The sequence below is a fragment of the Candidatus Campbellbacteria bacterium genome, assembly GCA_034521025.1.
Taxonomy (GTDB): Bacteria; Patescibacteriota; Minisyncoccia; order Phycocordibacterales; family JAXHMZ01; genus JAXHMZ01.
Map to the genome: position 1 here is coordinate 113,298 of JAXHMZ010000004.1, position 23,699 is coordinate 136,996.

The 23,699-nt window shown below is 40.7% G+C and carries 19 protein-coding genes and 1 tRNA gene; 16 read left to right on the forward strand and 4 right to left on the reverse strand.

Going from position 1 to position 23,699, the window contains the following annotated elements; genetic code table 11:
- Window positions 1–84: 84 nt before the first annotated feature.
- The 7 genes from U5L75_02110 to U5L75_02140 all read left to right on the forward strand — a co-directional run bounded on the left by U5L75_02110 (window position 85) and on the right by U5L75_02140 (window position 7,324).
- A complete protein-coding gene (locus U5L75_02110) occupies window positions 85–669 on the forward strand; it encodes an HD domain-containing protein (protein MDZ7726354.1) in 585 nt (194 codons plus the stop codon).
- On the forward strand, window positions 644–1,342 hold the full coding sequence (rpsB, locus tag U5L75_02115) for a 30S ribosomal protein S2 (GenBank protein MDZ7726355.1): 699 nt from the start codon (window positions 644–646) through the stop codon (window positions 1,340–1,342). The genes U5L75_02110 and rpsB overlap by 26 nt, the downstream gene beginning before the upstream one ends.
- A 35-nt stretch (window positions 1,343–1,377) precedes the next feature.
- Window positions 1,378–1,965, forward strand: a complete 588-nt coding sequence (tsf, locus tag U5L75_02120; protein ID MDZ7726356.1) for an elongation factor Ts — start codon at window positions 1,378–1,380, stop codon at window positions 1,963–1,965.
- Window positions 1,966–2,187: 222 nt separating this feature from the next.
- Window positions 2,188–2,260: transfer RNA gene (locus U5L75_02125), tRNA-Thr, on the forward strand.
- A gap of 268 nt (window positions 2,261–2,528) precedes the next feature.
- The gene (pheS, locus tag U5L75_02130; GenBank protein MDZ7726357.1) at window positions 2,529–3,269 is read left to right on the forward strand and encodes a phenylalanine--tRNA ligase subunit alpha; all 741 of its coding nucleotides are present in this window, start codon (window positions 2,529–2,531) and stop codon (window positions 3,267–3,269) included.
- Window positions 3,270–3,284: 15 nt separating this feature from the next.
- Window positions 3,285–5,216, forward strand: coding sequence for a phenylalanine--tRNA ligase subunit beta (locus U5L75_02135; GenBank protein ID MDZ7726358.1), 1,932 nt, complete (start codon window positions 3,285–3,287; stop codon window positions 5,214–5,216).
- Between the two features lie 71 nt (window positions 5,217–5,287).
- Window positions 5,288–7,324 carry a DNA gyrase subunit B gene (locus U5L75_02140; protein MDZ7726359.1) on the forward strand — a complete coding sequence of 679 codons (2,037 nt, stop codon included), beginning with the start codon at window positions 5,288–5,290 and terminating at the stop codon, window positions 7,322–7,324.
- A gap of 242 nt (window positions 7,325–7,566) precedes the next feature.
- Here the strand turns inward: U5L75_02140 and U5L75_02145 are convergent, their stop codons facing one another.
- Complete coding sequence (locus U5L75_02145) at window positions 7,567–8,658, reverse strand: hypothetical protein (GenBank protein MDZ7726360.1); 1,092 nt, start codon at window positions 8,656–8,658, stop codon at window positions 7,567–7,569.
- 161 nt (window positions 8,659–8,819) lie between these two features.
- Here U5L75_02145 and U5L75_02150 point away from each other — a divergent pair, with 161 nt between their 5' ends.
- Window positions 8,820–9,497: a sortase gene (locus U5L75_02150; GenBank protein ID MDZ7726361.1), complete on the forward strand. Its 678-nt coding sequence runs from the start codon at window positions 8,820–8,822 to the stop codon at window positions 9,495–9,497.
- Between the two features lie 54 nt (window positions 9,498–9,551).
- Entirely contained in the window at window positions 9,552–10,499 is a 948-nt protein-coding gene (locus U5L75_02155; protein ID MDZ7726362.1) for a hypothetical protein, read from the forward strand.
- Between the two features lie 71 nt (window positions 10,500–10,570).
- Here the strand turns inward: U5L75_02155 and thrS are convergent, their stop codons facing one another.
- The gene (thrS, locus tag U5L75_02160) at window positions 10,571–12,328 is read right to left on the reverse strand and encodes a threonine--tRNA ligase (protein MDZ7726363.1); all 1,758 of its coding nucleotides are present in this window, start codon (window positions 12,326–12,328) and stop codon (window positions 10,571–10,573) included.
- A 53-nt stretch (window positions 12,329–12,381) separates the two neighbouring features.
- Complete coding sequence (dnaE, locus tag U5L75_02165; GenBank protein ID MDZ7726364.1) at window positions 12,382–15,579, reverse strand: DNA polymerase III subunit alpha; 3,198 nt, start codon at window positions 15,577–15,579, stop codon at window positions 12,382–12,384.
- 66 nt (window positions 15,580–15,645) lie between these two features.
- On the opposite strand from dnaE, the gene U5L75_02170 reads away from it, so the two are divergent.
- The 5 genes from U5L75_02170 to U5L75_02190 all read left to right on the forward strand — a co-directional run bounded on the left by U5L75_02170 (window position 15,646) and on the right by U5L75_02190 (window position 20,387).
- Window positions 15,646–16,104 (forward strand): ribonuclease HII, encoded by a 459-nt coding sequence (locus tag U5L75_02170; protein ID MDZ7726365.1) that lies wholly within the window; start codon window positions 15,646–15,648, stop codon window positions 16,102–16,104.
- A 179-nt stretch (window positions 16,105–16,283) separates the two neighbouring features.
- A complete protein-coding gene (gene rpmF / locus U5L75_02175) occupies window positions 16,284–16,526 on the forward strand; it encodes a 50S ribosomal protein L32 (GenBank protein MDZ7726366.1) in 243 nt (80 codons plus the stop codon).
- A 65-nt stretch (window positions 16,527–16,591) separates the two neighbouring features.
- On the forward strand, window positions 16,592–17,506 hold the full coding sequence (gene nusB / locus U5L75_02180) for a transcription antitermination factor NusB (protein MDZ7726367.1): 915 nt from the start codon (window positions 16,592–16,594) through the stop codon (window positions 17,504–17,506).
- 13 nt (window positions 17,507–17,519) lie between these two features.
- Entirely contained in the window at window positions 17,520–18,212 is a 693-nt protein-coding gene (gene rnc / locus U5L75_02185; GenBank protein ID MDZ7726368.1) for a ribonuclease III, read from the forward strand.
- Window positions 18,213–18,215: 3 nt separating this feature from the next.
- Window positions 18,216–20,387, forward strand: a complete 2,172-nt coding sequence (locus U5L75_02190) for an AAA family ATPase (protein MDZ7726369.1) — start codon at window positions 18,216–18,218, stop codon at window positions 20,385–20,387.
- Between the two features lie 211 nt (window positions 20,388–20,598).
- Here the strand turns inward: U5L75_02190 and rnr are convergent, their stop codons facing one another.
- Window positions 20,599–22,518, reverse strand: a complete 1,920-nt coding sequence (gene rnr / locus U5L75_02195) for a ribonuclease R (protein ID MDZ7726370.1) — start codon at window positions 22,516–22,518, stop codon at window positions 20,599–20,601.
- Between the two features lie 120 nt (window positions 22,519–22,638).
- Here rnr and rpsP point away from each other — a divergent pair, with 120 nt between their 5' ends.
- Window positions 22,639–23,211 (forward strand): 30S ribosomal protein S16, encoded by a 573-nt coding sequence (gene rpsP / locus U5L75_02200; GenBank protein ID MDZ7726371.1) that lies wholly within the window; start codon window positions 22,639–22,641, stop codon window positions 23,209–23,211.
- A 92-nt stretch (window positions 23,212–23,303) separates the two neighbouring features.
- Window positions 23,304–23,630: a KH domain-containing protein gene (locus tag U5L75_02205; GenBank protein ID MDZ7726372.1), complete on the forward strand. Its 327-nt coding sequence runs from the start codon at window positions 23,304–23,306 to the stop codon at window positions 23,628–23,630.
- Window positions 23,631–23,699: the final 69 nt, after the last annotated feature.

Genomic DNA, 23,699 nt, shown 5'->3' on the forward strand with positions numbered 1-23,699 from the left:
AGCCGCTCTATTACACAAAAACCAAGAGCGTCTGACTCCCGAGCGAATTCCGTATATCGCTCATATTTTTTGGTGTATATTCAGTTGTCTAAATACACCAACGATGAAGATGTGTTGGTAGCGGGTATACTTCACGACGTAATAGAAGACACCGAGTATAATCTTGAGGAACTCGAAAATGATTTTGGAGAGAATGTGTCTCGTATGGTTTACGGTGTTACAGAGCCAAAATTCGATAACGCGGGTAATAAGCTGTCGTGGAAGACAAGAAAGCAAGCCTATCTTGAAAATCTCAAAGAAGATTCAGAAGGGAGCATGCTTATTTGTGTAGCAGATAAAATATGTAATCTGCGTTCTCTTGCAAAAGATCATAGCGTTTACGATGAAGATCTGTGGGAAATGTTGACCGCAAGTTACGAGTACAAGATGTGGTACCACAAGCAAGTTGTAGAAATACTTGAAAATAGGATTAGTAACAAAGTGGCTCTCTATGATCTCAAACACACCTTGGATAACACAAAAGTTGAGATAGAAGGGCAGGAAAATAGTGAAAAATATTATGGTTTTAATAGATATCCGCGCTTTGTAGTAAACGCTCTAAATTCGTTGCGCCTAAGCGATTTGTTTGCTAGAATCCTCAGGTATGGAAAAAGAAACACCACAAATTAACAAGGCCGCCGTAGAAGACCTATTCAAGGTTGGCGCGCACTATGGATACGTAAAACGATTGCGTCATCCTTCAGTTATGCCCTTTTTGTTTGGTACAAAGAATAATATAGAGATATTTGATCTAGAGAAAACGTACCAAGCTCTCGAAGAAGCTAAATCATATGTTTCTGGGTTAGCCCAGAAAGGCAAAATGATCTTATTTGTATCCGGCAAAGCTGAAGGAAAGGAAGCGATAAAGAAAGCGGCTGAGTCGATTCAGATGCCGTATGTAAACGGGCGCTGGAAAGGTGGTACTCTTACTAACTTTGAAGAAATTCGAAAAAGAGTTAAAAAACTTGAAGAATTAGTAGAAAAAAGGGAAGCTGGTGAGCTGGGAAAATATACTAAAAAAGAAAGGCTACTTATAGATCGTGAAATTAATTCTCTCGAAGAAGGGTTTGCGGGTCTGACTCAGATGACACGACTACCCGATGCGATTTATATAGTAGATGTGGCTCACGAGGAAATCGCATTGAGTGAAGCTAGAACGCTTGGTATTCCAGTAATTAGTCTTTCAAATTCAGACTGCGATTTCTCAAAAATTGACTATCCGATTCCGGGTAACGACGCTAATTTGCACAGCATTACTTACTTCACAAGTCAGATAGCTGAAGCGTATAAACAAGCTCAGTAGAATTATAATTTAACTGTTTATTAAGAAGAGATTTTATGGCGACAACTGAGGAAATAAAAACATTACGAGAAAAGACGGGTATTTCTGTGATGCAATGCAAAAAAGCCCTTGAAGAGGCAGGAGGAGACATGGATAAAGCCCTTATAATTCTCACAAAGAAGTCTGGTGATATAGTCTCAAAAAAGAGCGATAGAGAGCTCGGAGCAGGAGTTATAAAGGCGTATATACACGGAGGAGGAACTGTTGGAGCAATGGTGGAGCTTGATTCCGAGACTGACTTTGTCGCTAAACACGAAGATTTTGGCAAACTGGCATATGACATAGCAATGCATATAGCTGCCCAAAAGCCCACTTATCTCTCCCGAGAAGACGTGAAAGATGAAGATCTGGTAAAGGCAAAAGAGGTGTTCCAAGAAGAAGTGAAGGACAAACCTGAAGAGATGCAAGAAAAGATCCTTGAAGGCAAGATAGATTCATACCTAAAAGAAAGGATATTGTTAGAGCAACCCTTTATCAAGGATATGGAAAAGACAGTCGGTGATCTTGTGAGTGAAGCTACGCAAAAATTCGGTGAAAAGGTAAAAATTGCCCGATACGAATGCTTTACGGTTCTTGGTGAATAATTTATAATCGCTTTGAAATAGCGCGCCACCTTAGCTCAGTTGGATAAAACAGAAACTGCTTTCTGTTTTATCCGGTCCCGAACGCAGAGAGGGAACTTCCGTTGTTGAGCGCAGCGAAACAGGAAGTAGGAGGAAGAGTTTACTCTAGCGACTGAGCGAATGTGATAAAATGTCCTAAGAAATATTGCATTAAACGGTTCGTACGATTAGAGTCAGAGTTGTGCCACCTTAGCTCAGTTGGTAGAGCATTCGCTTTGTAAGCGAGCGGTCGTCAGTTCGAGTCTGACAGGTGGCTCACGTAGTGAGGCAACAGAAAAAGCTCATTTATGAGCTTTTGTTCAGACGAGAAAAGTTTGAGCATGTCGTGCGGAGCGCAGCGAGCACGACGCGAAAACTATACAGAATCTGTAGGATTCGAGTCTGACAGGTGGCTCCAAAAGCCAAGTAAGATCATAAAAATAAACGCTTCAATCTATAGATTGAAGCGTTTATTTCGTCTGAATATACGTTCAATCATAAATATACATTTATTTTTTTGCTTGTTTTGTATATAATCGTTAGGTATGCAAGAAAATGAGCATAATACAAAAGGACATCTCCATCCTTTTACTATCCTTTCGCGCAAATCTATAGATATATTAACAAAACTCGGTTTTGAAGTAGCTAGCGGACCAGAATTGGAATCCGAAGAATACAACTTTGACAAACTGAATGTGCCCAAAGATCATCCCTCGCGCGATATGCAAGATACTTTTTGGATCAAAGGAAGACCGGATCATGTTCTGCGTACTCACACATCTCCTGTGCAGGTTCGTTACATGCTTGAAAACGATCCGCCGTTGAAAGCGATCACTATCGGTAGGGTTTATAGGAACGAGGCGACTGACGCGACGCACGAGGCTCAGTTTTACCAACTGGAGGGTCTGAGCGTGGCTGAAGGAGTAACTCTGGCGGATTTAAAGGCAACACTGAAATACTTTTTTGGCGAGCTCTTTGGTAATGATACAGAGGTGCGATTTCGTCCCAGCTTCTTTCCGTTTGTGGAACCGGGAGTAGAAGTAGATGTACGTTGTTTTAAATGTGTTGGTGCGGGCTGTGGACTTTGTAAGCACACAGGTTGGATCGAAATTATGGGCGCGGGTATGGTCCATCCAAATGTACTCGAAGCATCCGGAGTCGATTCTTCTAAATACACCGGCTTTGCATTCGGCGCCGGCTTTGATCGTATAGCTTCTTCTATTTTTCAAGTTCCGGATATAAGGTTGTTTTATTCAGCCGACTTGCGTTTTATTAATCAGTTTTAAATAGATAGTTTCTATATGCGTGTTTTAAGAAGTATTCTTGAAGATTATACAGAAGCGCCGCTACCGCCGACGGAGGATGTTGCGCACGCGCTTACGATGAAAAGTTATGAGGTAGAAGAAATTGGAGCTCATGAAGGACTTGATTTTTTGGAAGTAGATGTACTGCCCAACCGTGCATCTGACAGTTTGTCGCATTTTGGTATAGCGCGCGAGACAGCTAATGCCCTTCGCATAAAACACATCGTTCCATCTGAAATACCCACCGTCGAAGAATCTTCACCAGGATCACTAGACATTGAAATTGAAGAAGGCACTGCTAGAAGGTTCGTTGCGGTTACGATATCTGGCTTAAACAAAGCTACTACTCCGAAGTGGCTGAAAAGCCGCCTTGAGGCACTGGGAGAAAGATCGATCAACCCCATTGTCGATGTTACTAATTATGTGATGTTACTTACCGGTCAGCCGCTACATGCCTATGACGCGTGCAAGCTGGAAGAAATAACAGGAGGCAAACTCAAGCTCACCTCGCGAATCGCAAAAGAAGGCGAGACATTGATCAGCTTAGAAGGAGAGGAGATCAACTTTTCAGGCGGTGAATTGATAATAGCCGCTGATGATAAAGTCTTAGGTGTAGCTGGCATTAAAGGCGGAAAAGAAAGCGGTGTCAACGAGAATACAGACAAGATCGTCTTGGAAGCCGCCTGCTTCAACCCAGTAATGATCAGAAAAACTTCTCAGGCAATAAAACTCAAAACCAATGCCTCAAAGAGATTTGAAAATGAAGTTCCACCTGAGTTGTCCCTAGTGGGGATTAGCGAAGCACTCAGAATCTTCAAAGAATTGGCGCCTGACATTGAAGTAGTCGCTTTAAAAGATGAATATCCAGACAAACCAAAAGAGAGAAAGATCGAACTTGATACAAGTCACGCCGCAAGTCTGATCGGCGTAGAAATACCTAAAGAAACACAAATAGATATTTTGAAAATGATCGGCTGTGAAGTAAGTGAAGAAGGAAACCTGATAGTAACACCTCCGTGGTATAGGCTAGATCTTGAGCAATCTGTAGATCTTGTAGAAGAGATCGGTCGTTTGTATGGCTACGAGAACGTTCCTGAAAAGGAATTAGGTCAGATCTCTCAAAACATTCCATCAACTCCTCCGGCTAAAGAGATCATACGAGATCAGTTGATGGACCTAGGATATAGCGAAATTATTACCCGATCATTTAGAAAAAAGGGTGATGTTGCAGTGGCAAACCCTCTGGACAAGGAGCAACCATTTTTGAGAAAGAACCTCAAAAGTGGTATAGAAAACGCTCTTGAATTAAACGCGCGCAATGCCGAATTATTGGAACTAGAAATAGTACGTGTTTTTGAAATAGGCACCATTTTTAAAAAAGACAAAGAAATTGAATCGCTTTCGTTGGGAGCGAGCAAAACGAAGAATTGCCGACACAAATTCAAACCAGACCAAGAGCTAGATAGAGTCATATCAGATCTAGACACGGCGCTCGGTATAAAAATGTCCGCTCACGAGCTAACTCGTGAGGTCAACCAAGACTCTTTTGTTATAGAATTTGATCTAGACGCAATTCTTCAAAAAATATCAGACAACCTTGAGTGGAGTTATAGCGAACCACCGTTCAAAGCTTATAATGAATTTTCACCTTATCCATACGTACTGCGCGATGTGGCGGTCTGGACACCTGAAGGAACTACCGCAAATGAAGTAAGAGAAATTATTAAAAGTAATGCCAGTGGATTGCTCGGAGTGATAACTTTGTTTGATACATTTGAAAAGGATTTTGAAAGCGAGAAATTCACATCGTATGCATTTCGTCTAGTATTTCAGTCCTTTCAAAAAACCCTTTCAGACGAAGAAGTAAATGAAGAAATGCAACAAATATACGGCGCTCTTTCAAGCCGGAATGGATTTGAAATACGATAGCAATTTGGGTGGAAATTTGTTAAAATAAGGTATAAATAAGCACTTAGTGTGCAGTATTTTTTATAATAAAGATGGCTAAAAAAGATACGAATAAACCCAGCTACGAGGCTAAAGACATCACAGTCTTAGAAGGTCTTGATCCGGTTCGAAAAAGACCTGGAATGTATATCGGAACAACCGGGCTTGATGGCCTTCATCATTTGGTTACCGAAATTTTTGACAATTCTCGTGACGAGGCGATGGCTGGAGAAGCGGATCACATAGAAATTGCTCTTCTGCCTGATAATTACGTGCGTATTGTAGACAACGGAAGAGGTATTCCGGTTGATAAGCACCCCAAAACAAAAGTTTCAGCCCTAGAGACGATCATGACCACGCTTCACGCCGGAGGAAAGTTCGGCGGAGGCGGATATAAAGTTTCAGGTGGGCTTCACGGAGTTGGGGCTTCTGTTGTTAACGCCTTGTCTGAAGAGATGTCCGTAACTGTACACAAAAATGGTAATAGTTACATGCAGAGCTACGAAAGAGGTAAAAGAAAGGCGGCTCTGAAAAAATTAGGTAAAAGCGAATTCCAGGGATCAATAATTACATTCAAACCGGACAAGGAAATATTTGAAGATATTAACCTTGATAGAGATAAGATCATCTCTCATATGCGCCAACAGGCATATCTGATAAAAGGTTTGAAAATATCAGTTATTGACGCCCGTGAATATGAAGGGAAGATAGATACTGATAAATTCTACTTGGAAGATCTGAGGTTAGACGTACCTTCGATGTCTTTCTTCTTTGAAGGCGGTCTCATTTCTTTGATCAAATTCTATAATCAACACCAGAAACCGGTACATAAAAATATTTTTTATGTTGAAAAAGAAGAAGGAGAGGTATCTGTTGAAATAGCACTTCAGTACGTGGACGATATTTCTTCCAAAATTTTTCCATTCGCAAATACCATTTATAACGTTGAAGGTGGAATGCATGTCACGGGATTTAAGACAGCTTTGACTCGCACTCTTAATTCCTACGCCCGTAACAATAATCTATTAAAGGAATCTGACGATAATTTTACCGGCGAAGATGTATTGGAAGGACTTACCGTTGTAGTGTCTGTAAAGATGCCGGAAATCCAATTTGAAGGTCAAACCAAAGCAAAGCTGGGATCACCAGAAGCACGTGGAGCGGTTGAGGCAATATTTTCTGAAAACTTTTCCAGTTTTTTGGAGGAAAATCCCGACGACGGAAAAGCAATTATAAACAAAGTCCTGTTAGCACTAAGAGCTAGAAAAGCTGCCAAAGCCGCTAAAGACAGTATATTGCGTAAGGGTGCCTTAGAAGGAGTTACTCTGCCCGGCAAATTGGCTGATTGCCAGACAAGGAAAGCCGAAGAAAGTGAGTTGTTTATAGTAGAGGGTGATTCTGCCGGTGGTACCGCAAAAGCGGGACGCGATCGCCGAACTCAGGCAATTTTGCCTTTACGCGGAAAAATACTAAATGTGGAGCGAGCTCGACTGGATAGAATGCTCGGATCTAACGAAATCAAGTCATTGGTTTTGGCTTTAGGTACGGCAATTGGGGAGACATTTAATTTAGAAAAACTTCGCTACCATAAAATAATCATAGCAACAGACGCTGATGTCGATGGAGCGCATATCAGGACTTTGATACTAACGCTTTTCTATAGATATTTCAGGCCAATAATTGAAGGTGGATATTTGTATATCGCTCAGCCGCCTCTATACAAAGTAACCCGAGGCAAGGAATCTCACTTCTTTTACACAGAAGCGGCTAAAGATGACTTTTTCGCGTCACTAGGCGAAGATGTCGAAGAGATCGAAGAAGTTCAGAATAATGAAAACAATTCGGAAGATAATTCTCCTAAACAGAAAAAGTCCAAATACAGTATACAAAGATACAAGGGTCTTGGTGAGATGAACGCTGACCAGCTGTGGGAGACGACGATGGACCCAGAGGCAAGGGTATTGAAACAAGTAGAAATAGACGACGCGCAAGAAGCAGATCAGATCTTCGGCATCCTTATGGGCACGGATGTTAGCGCAAGAAAATCCTTCATTCAGTCAAACGCAAAAGACGCAACACTAGATCTCTAGGAGTTACACTTCCGTAGATATAAAACCCCGCGTAGCTATTGCAGCGCGGGGTTTTATTGCCGACGTAGTGCGAGAGGAATACCAAGGCGAAGCCTTGAGTATTTCCGAGCCGAGGAGAGCAATATGAGGTTTAATACCCCGCCCCTCTGGGGCGGTCAAAGGGTGAGCGAAGCGAACACCCTTTGAGTCCAGGGCTTGCCCTGGGGTTTAATACCGATTATTTGTTCTTTGGTTTTGAGTAATTATCTAACGTAGAATTCTGTGCTTTTGATGTTATTTTTTTCTGAAGATTCCTTGACGTCGTTGGCCGGATCAGCGTTCAAGTAAAGAGTTTCTCCAGCGTGTATATCGTCAAAGGCAAGTATAAATTCAACTCTATCTCCCGGATATAGTCTTGGTTGACCTGGAGATCGATAATAATAATTATCTCGAGTTGGTAATAGGGCACTAAAATACCAGTTGTTTGGAACCATTTTAGTTCCGTCGTTCACCACATAGAACTTGATCGCCGCTCTGTCATCATCGTTTATCCTTCTTTTTTCGACAAAATCGCCGTCATTGTCTATGGATCCTGTGGCTTCAATAACCAAATTGAGATCTGAAATGCCGCTTGGATCATTTACTCTACCTTTACGCTCAATAGTGATATATTGAGGTTCTTTTGTTGTAGTTTCTTCTCCATTTTCTTTTTCGGTCTCTTCTTCATCTTCCTTGTCATCGCCATTATTATCTTCCTCGTTATCACCGTCATCATTTTCTTCGGTCTCTCCTGTTTCTGTGGCAATTTCAGTATTAACTACCGTGAGAAATACATCGGAAGTAATGTCTGACTCAAGTCCCCGTACAACAACAGGAATGTCGGTGTATCTATTATCGGTTGTAGTAATGGAGAAAGATACGGATTCTTCTATATCGTCTAGATCGATCTCATCGTTGCATGATATAGACTCTCCAAATAGCTCGACACTAGTTCCTGTATCGCATTCAAACTCGATCGTGTAACTATCGGAATCAATGCTTTTGTTTCTATGCTTTATATCTAACTCCAGAGTATCTCCAGAGTTCATCTCAGTGCTTTCCAACGTGAGTTCCAATCTCTCTTCTCCCTTAAAAAGGTTCGTTAAATTAGTACCAAGCTCTGAAATGTTTTGAGGAGCTTGTCCTGCCAACTGAAAGATACCAACTCCTAGAGCTGAAAATACCGCTAGGATCCCCGCAATTGCCAAAACGATGATCCAGGCTGGGCGTTTGCTTCTGTTATTATTTTCACTGGTCGTACCGTTGGTTATTGGACGACTAGCTTCCTCTTTTTGAGGTATATTATTTTCGTTCATTTTTGTTAATTATTAATAGTGATAAAGTAACCTATGTATTTGACATAATAGTATAATTGCTGTATAACACAGGTTCGAGAAAGAAATAACTTGTTTTTCGTAGAGTTTTGTTTCTGAAACGAATTATATATTGATTTTCAGTTCTGTCAACTCTTTTTAATATGGAAAATTTATTACAAGAAAAAACAACCAGAGTCGACGTCGCTATCTCGTTTGTCACTTTGGGCATTGTTTTTTGCCTCTTGTTTTCCTCTTTCGTTTTTACAATTTCGGTCGTAAATGCCGACGAAGAGAAAGTCAGAGATAATTCCCAGGAACTCGCTGAGGAAGAAGAAAAAGCCCTTGAAGAAACTGAAAAAACTGCTAAAAATAACCCAGAGACAACTAAAGAGAGCAGAAATTTAAAACCAGATCGAATCACAGCTCCTTCTATTGGCCTTGACGCAAAGATCAAGATGCCAAATTCAAGGGATATTGATGTCCTAGATTCAGCTCTGAAAGACGGTGTAGTCCACTATCCGGGTTCGGGGTACTTAGGGGAAAATAACGCAAATATTTTCTTGTTTGGCCATAGTTCATTTTTACCCGTTGTAAATAATCAAAACTATAGGATCTTTAACAACATCAAAGGTCTAGAAATAGGAGATGAAATAGTGATGGAGTCCGCAGGAAAAAAGTTCATCTACCAAGTTACCTCAAATAAACTAGCCAAAGATCATGAAGTTAGAGTTGATTTTGAAACGGACGAAGCCATGCTGACGCTTGCTACCTGTAATTCTTTTGGGGCTAAAGAAGACAGATTCATTGTAGAGGCAGTATTGATCAAAGAGGTTAAATAACTTGACAGTTTGGAAAATCAAGTTATAATTACTAAACAATAATTAATTAATAACATGAAATCTATACATACTAATAAGGTTGTAATTGCGGTTTTTGCTTTAGTTTTTACCCTATTCGGAATGGGGTTTGATGTAACTCACGCGAACCACGATTGCGAAAACCTAACTATCGAGATCGGCTCTGGTCGTGCTTATGGACGAGTTGGTGAAAATTTTGAACACCAGATAGACATAAGTGGTTCGGAACTCGAAGATGTTGATCTCAGCGGTTTGCCGAGAGGTCTTAGGTTTTTCGAGAACGACCTAGAGATAAGGGGAACACCGAGAGAAGAAGGAACTTTTGCTGTAGAGATAGTTGCCGAAAACGACTGTGATAGAGATACCGTTGATATTAGTGTTCATATTCGGGAAGCGTATTCTTCCGGAGTTGGAACAACTGGAGAAAGTGATCCTAACGTGACTTTGGATAGCGAACTTGTTATCAACAAAGACGGTACATACGTCTATTTGAGTCAAATTCCTTATACGGGAGTAGGTGACGTATTGCAAAGCTCTCTAGCTCTACTTGCTCTTTTGCTATGGATAGCCGCACTAAGTTACATAATGGCCGGACCGGAATTCAGGTCACGAGCTAAATCTGTCTTTTATTCATTCTTAGCGTTAGAAAACACGCCGAGTGTTCAAACAGTAATGGATAAAAGCGTTCTCGCTACAGAAGAAGAGTCTAATTATGAAGAGATGCCAATGTTCGTTACTTCATACACCGACGCAAAAGAGGAGTTTGATAGCGAAGAGCTACAAGACTTGCGCACCCAAGCTAATAAAGATAGAGCACTCTTTTCTGAGAAGGCGTTGCAGTACATTGTAACCAAAGCAAGTACTACAAACGAGAATTCTTCTGATGTTCTAAACTTAGTAATTGATCAGGCGAAAGGAATGTATCCACGCGAAGACGGGTATTTGAAAGTTAACGAAAGCCGGGTCAGAGCGATCCTTGGCTAGATCAGGTCAGAAATTACAATAAACAAAAAGCCGGTAAATATTTGCCGGCTTTTTGTTTATTCGCAAGTTTTTTAAACACTTATATCTCTAGAAGTATTTTTCTGTTTTAATAGATCGATGAGTTCGTCCACCTTTATTTCACCAAGTTTTCCTGAGTCGCGCGATTCTATAGAGATCGAATTATTTTTACTTTCACGGTCTCCAATTACTCCTATATAGGGAACTCGTTCCATTTTTGCGTTGCGTATACGCTTACCTAAAGAATCATTTTCATCAAGAACATCCACTCGCAAGCCTGCTTTTATGATCTGCTCGGCTATTTCATGGGTTATATCTTTCTGTTCTTCTGAAACTGGTACTAGTGAGATCTGCACCGGAGATAGCCATAGCGGTAACTTACCGGCAAAATGCTCCAATAAAATACCCATAAATCTATCTGGGGAGCCGATGATAGCCCTATGTATCAAAACCGGCCTTTTCTCATCTCCATTGTTATCAACGTAAGTAAGATCGAAACGTTCAGGCATACTAAAGTCCAATTGAACGGTAGATATTTGCCACTCTCTTCCGAGGGCATCATGGGCCATTATATCCATTTTAGGGCCGTAAAACGCCGCTTCGCCCGGAGCTTCAACATAATCTACGCCGTTTTGCTCCAACAGATCTTTTAACATACTCTGTGATCGTTCCCACAGGGAATCATCTCCTAAATATTTTTCTTTGTTTTCCGGATCTCTCAAAGAAAGCCTTATGTGATAATCCAACCCATAGATCTTGAGAGCAACTTGTACAACTTCCAGTATTTTATTGAACTCTTCTTCTATTTGATCTTCACTGCAAAAGACATGGCCGTCGTCTTGAGAAAAAAAGCGGAGGCGCGTCAAGCCGGCTAATTCACCCGGTTTTTCGTCTCGGTATAAGTTCGAGAAGTCTGCTATTCTGATCGGTAGATCTCTATAGCTCCGTTTTTTTGAAGCATATAATTGCGTATGTTGCGGACAATTCATTGGCTTCAGGTAATACTCCTCGTCTGTATAATGAGAACTCACCTTAAACATATCTTCTTCGTATTTTTGGTAGTGACCTGATATTTTAAATAGTTCAGCTTTGTTCATATTAGGAGTGTGAACTTCCTGGAAGCCGATCTTGGCATTTAGCTCACGCGAGAATTCAACTATTTTTGACCTCACAATATTGCCTTTCGGAGTAAAGATCGGCAGTCCTGGGCCGATCAATTCGGAAAAGACAAGCAGATCCAGTTCTTTGGCTAATTTACGGTGGTCGCGTTTTTTGGCCTCTTCGCGCATTTCCAAATAATTCGCAAGAGATTCTTTTGCTTCAAAGGCAAAACCGGAAATACGCACCAATTGGTCATTATTTTCATCACTCTGCCAATAGGCTCCGGAAATTGCATGGAGTTTAAATGCCTCGGGAACTAGATCGTTTATATCATCAACGTGTCCGCCGCGACAAAGATCAATAAAAGAACCTGATCTGTAAAGAGAAACTTTTTCTCCTTTGTCTTCAAATGAATCTATCAATTCGAGCTTATACTTATTATCTTTGAAATGTTCCCGAGCTTCTTCGGGGGTTACTTCAATACGCTCGAATCCTTCCCAGCTAGAAAGAATTTCTCGCATCTTGTTTTCAATTTTTTCTAATTCTTCCTCGGTTGGAATATTAGATTCAAAAGCAAAGTCATAGAAAAAACCGTTTTCAGTAGTAGGTCCGGTCGCAGGTAATGACCGCGGATACATTTGAGTAACTGCCGCTGCTAGTAAATGCGCGAATGAATGTCGGATCTTTTCAAGTTTTTCTTGGTCGTTCATAAATAAATATGTCTTAACTTTTGTATCGTAGCATATTAAGTCAATTTGTGTTTCTATTTTACCGCCTCAGCTTCTTCTTTTTCCTTTAGAAACCGTACTTGCTCAACTAATATACTAGCCTCGTTGTTGCGTTTGGAAAATTTACCTTTTACACATACGCAATTTTCGGCCTCCCAATAATCTTTAGTGTTTTTAAATGTATCAGGAAAAACGACTAATTCGATCGAATCAGAAAAATCGGAGAGTTTAACAAATGCCATCTTCTGTCCTTTTTTGGTTAGAATTATCTTTGTTTCATCAATTATCCCACATAGAGTAATAGTAGAATTTTCATGGGCTTTTTCTTTAACATCGATTACTTTCGCTTTGCGTTGACTTAACTCATAACTAAAACGCTCTAAGGGATGCCCGGATACATAAAGACCCAAAAGTTCTTTCTCCCAAGCAAGCTTTAGGCTCGAATTTATTTCTTCTCCCGGTTCCAACTGTAATTTTTCAATATCTGATTCAGCGCCCATAAGAGTAAAAAGAGAATCTTGGTTTTTTTCAGTTCGGGCTTCTTTGGAATAGGATAAAAGATAATCAAGGTTCTTTAACATAGTGCCTCTTGCCTCAAACGAATCCAAAGCACCACTTTTGATCAGTGCCTCCAGTGATTTTTTGTTGATATTTCTATCTTGCACCCTGGTAAGAAAATCCCCCAGTGAGCTGAAACGGCCATTCTTTTCTCGTTCCTCTATTATTGATTCCGTAATGCCCGCTCCAAAGTTCTTTATTGAAGTCAGTCCAAAGCGAATTTTTTGCTCACTCTCTTCGTTGACCACGGTAAAGTCAGCCATACTTTCATTAATATCAGGAGGCAAAACGTCAATGCCTATTCTGTTGCATTCATTGATTATCTCAGAGATCTTTTCGACCTCTCCGGAGTCAGCCGTTAGTACCGCCGCCATATATTCAACGGGGTAATTTGCTTTTAAGTATGCTGTTTGGTAGGCAACTCTGCCGTAACTGGCTGCGTGTGCCTTATTAAATCCGTAAGAAGCAAAAGGTTCGATCAATGACCATAACTCTTTGGCTTTCTCTTTTGACATTCCATTCTCTACCAGTCCATCGAGCAACTTGTTCTTTTGTCGCTCCATTTCGGCGGGTATTTTTTTACCCATCGCCTTACGCAATTTATCTACTTCTAGCCAGGAAAAACCACCAAGGTTTATGGCGATCATCAAAACGTCGTCTTGGTATGTTATTACACCGAAAGTTTGATCCAATATGCTTTCAAGCCGCGGATCCAAATATTGTATTAACTCTGGATTGTGCTTGCGTTCGATGTAAGTAGGGATCGTTTCCATAGGACCTGGCCTATAGAGTGCGACCATAGCGTTGATGTCTTGAATACGCGTCGGCTTAAGATCTTTAAGAAAACGAGTCATTCCTGATCCATTCAGCTGAAAAAGTGCCATGGTTTCTCCGCGCGCAAGCATCTCGAACGTTTTCGTGTCATCAAGGGGTATATTCTCAATATCTATATCAATTCCTCTAGTATGATCAATGATCTCGATCGCGTTTGACAATATCGAAAGATTCTTTAGGCCTAAGAAGTCAAATTTGATCAGCCCGGCATCTTCTACGCCGTGCATATCGTATTGAGTTATTACCTTACCGGCTTTGGGATCAACCTGGATCGGTACAAAATCGGTTACGTCCGTAGGCGAGATCACCACCCCGGCGGCGTGTACGGAAATGTGTCTAGCGCATCCTTCTATCTTTTGGGCTAAGTCGATGATCTCTTTAACTTCGGAGTCTTCGTCGTACATCTTTTTGAGATCTTCTTCTACCTCCATGGCGTGTGCGATCGTCATAGGGAAACCTTGTGAGCCAAAAGGAATTAGTTTTGCGATCTTATCGCCCGTCGCGTATGGATAACCGAGAGCTCTCGCGACGTCACGCACCGCTCCTCTGGCGGCCATTGTTCCAAAAGTACCAATTTGAGCTACCTTACTTTCCCCGTATTTATTTTTTGCGTATTCTAGTATCTCGTCTCTACGATTATCAGCGTAGTCCATATCAATATCCGGAGCTTTTGGTCGTTCGGGATTTAAGAAGCGTTCAAAGGGTAATTTGTACTCGATCGGATCTACTGTTGTAATGCCGGTCAAATAAGTTGTTAAGGAACCCGCTACCGAACCCCTGATCGTAGAAAAAATTCTATTTTCACGAGCGTACCTTAACAGATCAGCTACGATCAGAAGATAGATCGAAAATCCTTTGCTTTTAATAACTTCAAGCTCGTATTCGAGTCTATTAACGTATTCATCGGTTTGCGGTAATCCTTGTTCTTCAAATCCCGCAAAAGCAATCTCACGTAAAACTTCATCCGCGCTCTTATTGTTAGGCAAGGGGTAATCCGGAAAAGTCCAGCTACCTAGATCCAGTTCAACATTGACTTTGTCAGCTACTTTCTGAGTATTTTCGACGGCTTCCGGTATGTCTTTGTAGATCTTCTTGGCTTCTTCGGTGGTAATGAAGGAGTAATCGCCGTTTAAAGTAAAGTTCTTGTTGTTAGTATTAATATGAAGAAGTGTATTGTGCGCTTCTTTGTCGTCTTTATGAAGGTAATGCGAGTCCCAGGTGGCTACTAGAGGCAGATCGAATGCCTTTGCTATCTCTATCATTTTCGGAATTAACGGAGTATACCATTCAACTTCTTCATGTTTCATGACTTCAATAAAAACATTTTCCTTGCCATAAATTTCAATATAAAAGTTTAGTAACTCTTCAGCTTCTTTTCTTTTCTTGTTGTATAGTAAATTAACGAATTTCCCCGAAGGACAGCCGGTAAGACATATTAGTCCCTCGCTGTATTCACGAAGCAATTCATTGTCTACTCGAGGCTTATAGTAAAATCCCTCAAGTGCTGCAATCGAGACTAGTTTGAGCAAGTTCTTGTACCCGCTATTATTACGAGCTAACAGAGTCAAGTGATACCTTTTATCATCAATTCCCGCCTGTTTATCAAAGCGAGAGCGCTCGGCAACGTAGAGTTCGGAACCGATTATGGGTTTAATGTCCGCGTCTTTGCATTCCTTGTAAAATTCGATCGCGCCATGAAGATTACCGTGATCGGTTAGCCCTAAGGCAGGCATGCCAAGCTCTTTGGCTTTTTTTACTAAATCAGGAACCTTAGAAAGTCCATCCAAAAGCGAGTAATGAGAGTGTGTGTGGAGATGAATAAACTTAGAGTCTTCCTTCATGTGCTCAGTATAACACTTATAAATATTCCACAGAATTAAATTGTATTTGTTCTGTATACTGAGAATATGAAAACGGTTATAGGAGTTGACGAAGTAGGAAGAGGGCCTCTCGCCGGTCCGGTAGTGGTCTCTGCCTTCAGACTAAGAACGAAAAGTACATTCGCGAAAAAAACAAAGATCTTAGACTCAAAAAAACTATCAGAGAAAGAACGGGAGGAGTACTACAGCAAGATCTTAGAGGAGAGATCAAAGGGCAACGTTGATTTTGCGACTGCTTCAGTTGGAGCAAAAGTAATTGATAGAGAAAATATCAGTAGATCTCTCAGGTACGGAATAAAAAAAGCTTTGAAAAAAATTAACGCCCTGGAAGAAGAGAAAATTCTTCTGGATGGTTCTCTTTATGCTCCCAAAAAATTTATTGATCAAGAGACAATAATTAAAGGTGACGAGAAGGAAAAAGTGATCGCCCTTTCGTCAATAGTAGCCAAGGTAGAAAGGGATAGGAAAATGATCAGACTAGTCTAAAAAGTATCCGCAATACGCCTTAGAAAAACATAAAGGATATGGAACTAAAGAGCACAGAGAATTAATATCAAAATATGGTTTATCGCCCATTCACAGATCAACTTATTGCAAAAACTTTATCGCTCAGAAAAAGAGATCCGCTTGAACAAAAATAATAAATATGTATAATCGGTATCACTATGTCAATACGAATGCGCCACACAAAAGGTCATACCGGTAATCGGCGTGCCCACCACGGATTGAAGGAGCCGCGTTTAACAAGAGACACAGAGACAAATAGCTACCACCTCAGACACAGAGTAGATATGAAAACTGGAATGTATCGAGGTAGAAAGGTATTTGAAACTGTTGACGCGTCGCCCGCAGAAGAGAATAAAGAGAGCAGTACCGAGGGTGAGAAAGACACTAAAAAAAGCTCTTAGTGCCTTGTTCTTTTGCTGAATTCGTGTACACTAACAGGTAAATAGCACTAGTTAGCACCTTTGAAATGGCGAATCGTCACCTATCACGATCAATAGTCCTACAGACCCTATTTGAATGGGATTTTAATAATATACCCGAGGAATCAACGAGTGATGTCCTTGAATTCAACGCAAAAGAGTTTGCGCCTGAGTTGAATGACTTCTCCTTTATGGCCGAGCTCTTGCATGGCGTTCTAGATAAGCAAGATAAGCTTGATGTGATTATCACGGAGGCGGCTCCTGATTGGCCATTGGAAAAAATTTCAATTGTAGATCGTAATATTTTAAGGATCGGCCTTTATGAACTTTTGTTTGCCAATAGGGAAGAAGTGCCGCCAAAAGTTGCAATAAACGAAGCGATCGAACTAGCTAAATCATTTGGAGGCGAATCCAGTGGGCGCTTTATAAACGGTGTCTTAGGTGCCGTCTATAAAGAAATGGGTGAGCCCGGGAAAGATGAGAAAAGTGTAAAGAAAGAGAAAAGTAAATTCAACAGAACTTACGAAGAAATGCCTGTAAAAAGGTTGTGTGGGGCGGTTGTGTATTCTGAAAATAATAGTTCTTATTATTTAGCGTTAGTTCATGATGTTTTTGGACACTGGACACTTACAAAAGGGCACGTCAAAGACGGCGAAACAGATAGTCTGGGCGCCAAAAGGGTAATAAAAGAAGAATTGGGATTAGAGGCGGACATCACCGAGGAGCTCGGCAAGAACGAATATGTTGCCTCAGATCCTGAATTAGGGAAAATAAGAAAGCAAGTAACCTACTTTTTGGCCAAGGCTCCATATGATGAATTAAAACTCGATACAGACGGAGGGCTTGATGATTGTAAGTGGTATGAACTCAATGACATTTTAGATCTGAATTTTTATAACGACATACTTCCAATTGTTACAAAAGCGATCAAAACACTCGTATCTGAAGATAAAGTCAATTAGCCAGAGACATACTATGAAAGATATCAGCAAGTTCGAGGAACAGTTAGGTGTAAATTTTAATGACAAAGACATTCTTCTGCGAGCTTTTGTTCACAGATCATACGTAAACGAAAACCGTGATTTTACTCTTGGTCATAATGAACGCCTTGAATTTCTCGGTGATGCCGTTCTTGAATTGGTAGTAACCGAAGAATTGTACAAAAGATTTCCTAATAAAAACGAAGGTGAACTGACAGCGATCAGAGCAGCTGTTGTAAATACAAAATCTCTTTCAAGCGCCGCCAAGAAACTAAAAATGGGAGATTTTTTATTTTTGTCCAAGGGTGAGTCCAAAAGTACCGGGAGGGCGCGCAGTTATATTCTAGCCAACACGTTTGAATCAGTAGTCGGAGCGATCTACATTGATCAGGGTTACAAGCCAGCTAAAAAGTTTATCGGTGATAATCTCTTTGAAATGATCGAGCCGATAGTGACTGAAAAACTTTGGGTAGACGCTAAAAGCTTGTTTCAAGAGAAAGCGCAAGAAATTCACGGAACAACACCAGAGTACAAAGTTATTTCAGAAAGTGGTCCCGACCATGACAAGAAATTCACTATGGGTGTCTATCTAGACAATAAACTCATAGGTAAAGGCAGTGGATCCTCTAAGCAAGACGCGGAGCAAGAAGCGGCAGAGGCAGGCCTCAAAGAAAATGAATGGATATAAAATATGAAACTGAAGTTTATTGAAATAAAAGGTTTTAAATCTTTTGCAAAAAAAGAGCAGTTGTCTTTTAGTAAGAACATAACGGCAATAGTCGGACCAAATGGTTCCGGGAAGTCCAACGTAGCCGAGGCGTTCCGTTTTGTCCTGGGAGAGCAATCTATGAAATCATTGCGGTCCAAGAAAACCGAAGATCTCCTTTTTAATGGTTCAACTTCTTTGCCCAGAACCAATCGTGCTAGCGTTAGCCTAACTTTTGATAACTCAAACCGCGAAATAGAAAGAGCATTTGATGAAATTGAAATAGAAAGAATTATTCACAGAGACTCTACGAGCGAATATTATATAAATGGCAGTCCGGTTAGACTCAAAGATGTAATTGATATCCTGTCCACATCAAAAATTGGCACAGCCGGGCATAACATCATTTCACAAGGAGAAGCGGATAAAATGCTCAAAATGGGAGCAATAGAAAGGAGAGAGTATGTAGAAGAGGCAATTGGATTGACTCAATATAGGATCAAGAAAAGAGATGCTCTTAAAAAACTCGTAAAAACTGAGGAAAACTTGGTGTCCGTTCGCTCTCTTGCGCGTGAGCACGCGCCGCACCTACGTTATCTGGAGCGTGAAATGTCACAAATTGAAAAAAGAAAGGAGTTAATAGAAGAGTTGAAAACAAAGATCAATGAATATGCCAAGCTATTCCTTCCTCACCGCACTAAACTAATTCAACTAAACGAAAAAGAGCTTCAAGATACGCAAACAAAAATAGACGAAATAGACAGGGCGATCAAAGAAAATTTGAGAGAAAAGGAAGCGCATTCATTTGAAGAAAGAAGGGAAGAGCTACGCTCCAAAATACAAAACACAACAAACGAAATAGAAAATCTGAAAAGCAAACGAAGTGAGATCGAAAGATCAATAGGGAGAATGGAAGCAAAATTGGAAATCCTGAAGACAGGTAATACAAAACAAACTTCGGCTGGCAATAGAGAGATCAATAGCGAAAAGATCGACGAAATTATTGATTTACTCAAAAGAACGCTAGACGAAGACTCTTTAGAGAAAATCAAAGAAACAATAAAAAAAGCCATTTCGATATACGAAAAAGGTTCCGCTGATGTATCCGAAGAAAAAGATCATGAAAGAGAGGATCCTTCAGTTGTCGAGGAGCTAAACAAGCTTAATCATGAATTTGAAAAAATTGTTGAAGAAGAAAACGGTCTCTTGAACGACAAGGAAGCATTTGAAAAGCAAATTTCTGAGTTGTTTCAGGAAGAGGAAAAAGACAGGAGCAAAGAATATCAAAAAGCTTCGTTGGAAACTCAGAAAGGATCAATAAAACAAAAAATAGATAGTTTAAAATCCGAGGTAAAGGATTTCTACAGTTTACTTGAAGAAGTTGTCTATGTTACGGGCATAAATGTCCCCAAAGAAAACCTGGATCCGAACAACGATATAACCAGAATCGAAGTATCTAACGACGATCTGCGAGAAAAGGAAAGAGAGGTAGAAAAATTGAAGTTGAGGATCGAAACCATGCAAGTTGGGAATCAAAAAGAGACCGAACGTGAGTATAAATTGGCCAAAGAGCGAGCAGAATTTCTCGATCGTGAAATAGAAGATCTTGAAAAAACAATAGAGAAATTACACAGTGTAGCTCAAGAATTAGACGAGAAGATAGAATATGAGTTCTCGATAGGACTTAAAGAGATCAGTGATCACTTCTCTAATTTTTTCTCTCATATGTTCGCGGGCGGTAAAGCCGAGCTTACTAAAACGGTAGTAACGAAAAAAACCAAAGACGAAGAGAAGCTATCCGAAACCGGAGTAGAAATAGGATTAACGATACCGAACAAAAAAATAAAATCCATAGCAATGCTTTCAGGGGGTGAAAAAACATTGGTTTCAATAGCCCTGATCTTTGCTCTATCACAAGTGAACCCGCCGCCGTTTCTAATTCTTGATGAAACAGATGCGGCTCTGGACGAAGCTAATTCAAAGCGATACGCTGAAGCACTTACTGAACTAGCGAAACGATCACAGCTTATTCTTATAACACATAATCGAGAAACTATGTCTCATGCCGGTATGCTTTATGGAATAACTATGGGCAAGAGAGCTGCCTCAGAGCTATTATCCGTTGATCTCGAAGAAGCGGAAAAAATAACTCAATAGATCCAGCTTGACCTCCCGAGTCTACTAGTATAAAAAGTGAATAGAAATAACCATATCGTGCGTAGGAAGGATAAGCGCAAAAGTTCTTTAACTTCCTCCTCGCCCTTTGAGATCGTGGCTCCCTCTCGAGATCTCGAAGGGCCAACTGATAAACCCCCGGAGGACAGTCGGGTCTTCCGGGGGATATTTATATCTATATCAAGCAGACAAACTACTCAACTAATTCGTAGTTGAGTTGTTTTTTATCCAAGTCAGCATCTTTGATCCTGAATTTTATAGAGTCACCAAGACTAAAGACGCGCTTTAAACTTGGACAACTAACGCGGTATTTTTCTTTCTCATAAACACAATCTTCTCCGAGTGATTTTGTACTTATCATTCCTTCGGCCATAGTTTCTTTCTCTTCAACATATATACCCCATTCAGAAACACCTGATATTGTACCCTCGAATTCTTCACCGATGTGATTTTGCATATATTCGACATGCTTGTACTTTTTGGAAGCACGCTCTGCTTCAACGGCGGCTTGTTCGCGGTCGGTTATGTGACTGATCATATCGAAATAGAACTGCGCCTCAGTTTCAGGTATTTCTCCGCTCTTCAAGTAAGAATTGAGGATCCTATGCACCACAAGGTCGGCGTAACGACGGATCGGTGACGTGAAATGAGTATAGTAATTAAAGGAGAGTCCATAGTGTCCTATGTTATCTGTGGAGTATGAAGCTTTGGCCATAGAGCGTATCGCGGCCGTCTTCAAAAGACTTTCTTCGGGCCTTCCTTCAAGCTTTTCCAGAAATTCTGACAGGTCTTTTGATTTGACAGTCCCTTCTTCTGTTAGCGGTAATTTATAACCTAAAGCCCGGACGAGTTCAGCAAAGTTTTCAACTCTTTCTACTTGAGGTGTATCGTGTACTCTATACACCGCTAAGTCCGCTTCATCATTCTCTACCGCTCGAGAGAGCTTTTTCGCGACCATCCGGTTAGCCAGGAGCATATATTCCTCCACCAGTTTGTGAACGTCTAACCTCTCTTTGCGAGTAACTTTTATCGGAGTTCCGTCGGGAGCGAGTTCGAACGATACTTCGTCTGTTTCGAATTCTATAGCACCGCCTTCCTGATTCTTCTTCTTAAGCTCCTTTGCTATCGTATTCAAAACAGAAAGATCGTGAGAAAACTCATCTTCTCCGCCATCAATGGCAGCCTGTGCTTCTTCGTAAGTAAAACGCCGGTTCGAATGTACGAGAGTTTTGCTAAAATGATGGTCTATGATATTGCCTTTTTTATCCAACACCATTATTGCGGAAAAGGCATGTTTGTCTTGGCCCGGATTAAGACTGCAAAGATCGTTAGACAGTACTTCCGGTAGCATCGGGATAGTTCGATCTACCAAATAAACTGAAAAGCCTCTCTCAAAGGCCTCTTTATCGATTTTTGAACCAAAATCAACAAAGTGAGAGACATCGGCTATGTGTACACCCACTTCATAATTATCGTCGTCTAATTTTCTGAATGAAATAGCGTCATCAAAGTCTTTGGCGCTTGCCGGGTCGATGGTAATAGTAGTTACATCGCGAAAGTCTTCTCGTTCTTGGACATCCTTTTCGGTAATAGGTCCGCGTTCCTTGCTGATCTTTTCCGCCTCTTCTTCAACTTCAGGGGGGAAATCACCGTCAAATCCACTAGAAATTATGATCGATTTCATTTCCGCGTCGTTCTCACCTTTTTTCCCAAGCACCGATACTATTTTTCCTATTGGGTTTTTGTCTTCATCCTTCCAGTCCACCAATTCTACTACAACCTTATCTCCGTCTTCGGCCTCTCCTTGAAATCTCTCGGGAACAAAGAAATCAACATACGCCTTTCTATCATCTGAAATTACAAAGATCCTTCCAGAACTTTTGTCTACAGTTCCGACGTATTTACTATGAGCTCTATCCAACACCTTTGTTACTTCACCTAAGGGGCCGGATTCATTTTTATCAATTATCTTGATCTCTACCTCATCGCCGTTCAAAGCCATTAGTAGTTTTCCTGGTTGAATGAAAATATCTTCTTCCAGATCTTCATTCGAGAAAAAACCAAATCCTTTAGAATTGGTCGTAATATAACCTCTATACGTTTTTCCTTTCATAAAATATCGTTAATAGTCCTTAACACAGAAATCTAACATTAATCAGTCTATCAGTGATCTTCTATATATGCGAGCTATATGCTATTGACCGGCATACCGAGCTCTGCTAGTATCTTCTCTATGTTAAAGATCAGATTAAAAAGAGTTGGAAGGCGACACGATGCCACCTTTAGAATGGTGGTAGTTGAGTCATCTCGAAGTTCTAAAAGTGGTAGCTATATAGAAAATCTCGGCACTTACGACCCAAGACAGGACAGTAAAAACATAAATGCCGAGCGCGTTAATCACTGGCTTGAAGTGGGCGCTCTTCCTTCTGACACCGTACACAATCTATTGGTCGAAATAGGCGTCATTACCGGCAAAAAAGTCAATGTTCTTCCTAAGAAGACTCCGCAGGGCGAAGGCGAAGGAAAGGAAGAAGCGACAACCGAATCAACAGACAAAGAAGCTCTGACATCTCCTGCAGAAGAATCAAGCGCGGAAGAAGAAAAAGAGGCTGAAACGAACGAAGAAGAAGCTTCCGAGGACGAGCCAAGCGCGACAGAAGAAGAGAACACTGAAGAATCTACAACTGCAGAAAAGGCAGAAGAAGAGGGCTCTTCAGAAGAAAAAGGATCGGGAGAAAATACAGAGAGCGAAGTTGCTAAAAGTGAAGAAAAGGTTGAAGACGACGAAGAAAAGAAAGACTCATAGCTTGTTGATTGTTTATAATAATAAGTTAAGGTACAATTACAGAACCTAGCAACTGAAGTGGCTAGATCATTAGCAAAAAAACAAACAGTACTATGGATAAGAATGCGGAAGACGGAGACAAACAATTTCTTGAGTTTGTGGTTCAATCAATAGTTGATAACCCAGAAGAGGTAAAGATCGATAGATCAGTAGACGAAATGGGTGTTTTATTGACCTTGTCTGTACATCCCGACGATATGGGCAAGATAATAGGCCGACAAGGTAACACTGCACGCGCTATAAGAACTCTTCTCAGAGTTGTAGGATTGAAAAACAACGCAAGAGTAAATCTGAAGATCAATGAACCTGAAGGTTCAACTAGAGCACAAGCGCATAGCGTAGAAGATGCGATGAACGAGCTCAAGGATGAGAGAGAATAGATATCCCTTACTTTAGTAATACCTATTTTAAAACCGCTCCAAATCTGGGGACGGTTTTTTATAAAGTTC

Excerpts from the sequence above, each read along its gene's own strand:
- rpsB (MDZ7726355.1), top strand. The coding sequence starts at position 644 with ATGGAAAAAGAAACACCACAAATTAACAAGGCCGCCGTAGAAGACCTA.
- tsf (MDZ7726356.1), top strand. The coding sequence starts at position 1,378 with ATGGCGACAACTGAGGAAATAAAAACATTACGAGAAAAGACGGGTATT.
- pheS (MDZ7726357.1), top strand. The coding sequence starts at position 2,529 with ATGCAAGAAAATGAGCATAATACAAAAGGACATCTCCATCCTTTTACT.
- U5L75_02135 (MDZ7726358.1), top strand. The coding sequence starts at position 3,285 with ATGCGTGTTTTAAGAAGTATTCTTGAAGATTATACAGAAGCGCCGCTA.
- U5L75_02140 (MDZ7726359.1), top strand. The coding sequence starts at position 5,288 with ATGGCTAAAAAAGATACGAATAAACCCAGCTACGAGGCTAAAGACATC.
- U5L75_02145 (MDZ7726360.1), bottom strand. The coding sequence starts at position 8,658 with ATGAACGAAAATAATATACCTCAAAAAGAGGAAGCTAGTCGTCCAATA.
- U5L75_02150 (MDZ7726361.1), top strand. The coding sequence starts at position 8,820 with ATGGAAAATTTATTACAAGAAAAAACAACCAGAGTCGACGTCGCTATC.
- U5L75_02155 (MDZ7726362.1), top strand. The coding sequence starts at position 9,552 with ATGAAATCTATACATACTAATAAGGTTGTAATTGCGGTTTTTGCTTTA.
- thrS (MDZ7726363.1), bottom strand. The coding sequence starts at position 12,328 with ATGAACGACCAAGAAAAACTTGAAAAGATCCGACATTCATTCGCGCAT.
- dnaE (MDZ7726364.1), bottom strand. The coding sequence starts at position 15,579 with ATGAAGGAAGACTCTAAGTTTATTCATCTCCACACACACTCTCATTAC.
- U5L75_02170 (MDZ7726365.1), top strand. The coding sequence starts at position 15,646 with ATGAAAACGGTTATAGGAGTTGACGAAGTAGGAAGAGGGCCTCTCGCC.
- rpmF (MDZ7726366.1), top strand. The coding sequence starts at position 16,284 with ATGTCAATACGAATGCGCCACACAAAAGGTCATACCGGTAATCGGCGT.
- nusB (MDZ7726367.1), top strand. The coding sequence starts at position 16,592 with ATGGCGAATCGTCACCTATCACGATCAATAGTCCTACAGACCCTATTT.
- rnc (MDZ7726368.1), top strand. The coding sequence starts at position 17,520 with ATGAAAGATATCAGCAAGTTCGAGGAACAGTTAGGTGTAAATTTTAAT.
- U5L75_02190 (MDZ7726369.1), top strand. The coding sequence starts at position 18,216 with ATGAAACTGAAGTTTATTGAAATAAAAGGTTTTAAATCTTTTGCAAAA.
- rnr (MDZ7726370.1), bottom strand. The coding sequence starts at position 22,518 with ATGAAAGGAAAAACGTATAGAGGTTATATTACGACCAATTCTAAAGGA.
- rpsP (MDZ7726371.1), top strand. The coding sequence starts at position 22,639 with ATGTTAAAGATCAGATTAAAAAGAGTTGGAAGGCGACACGATGCCACC.
- U5L75_02205 (MDZ7726372.1), top strand. The coding sequence starts at position 23,304 with ATGGATAAGAATGCGGAAGACGGAGACAAACAATTTCTTGAGTTTGTG.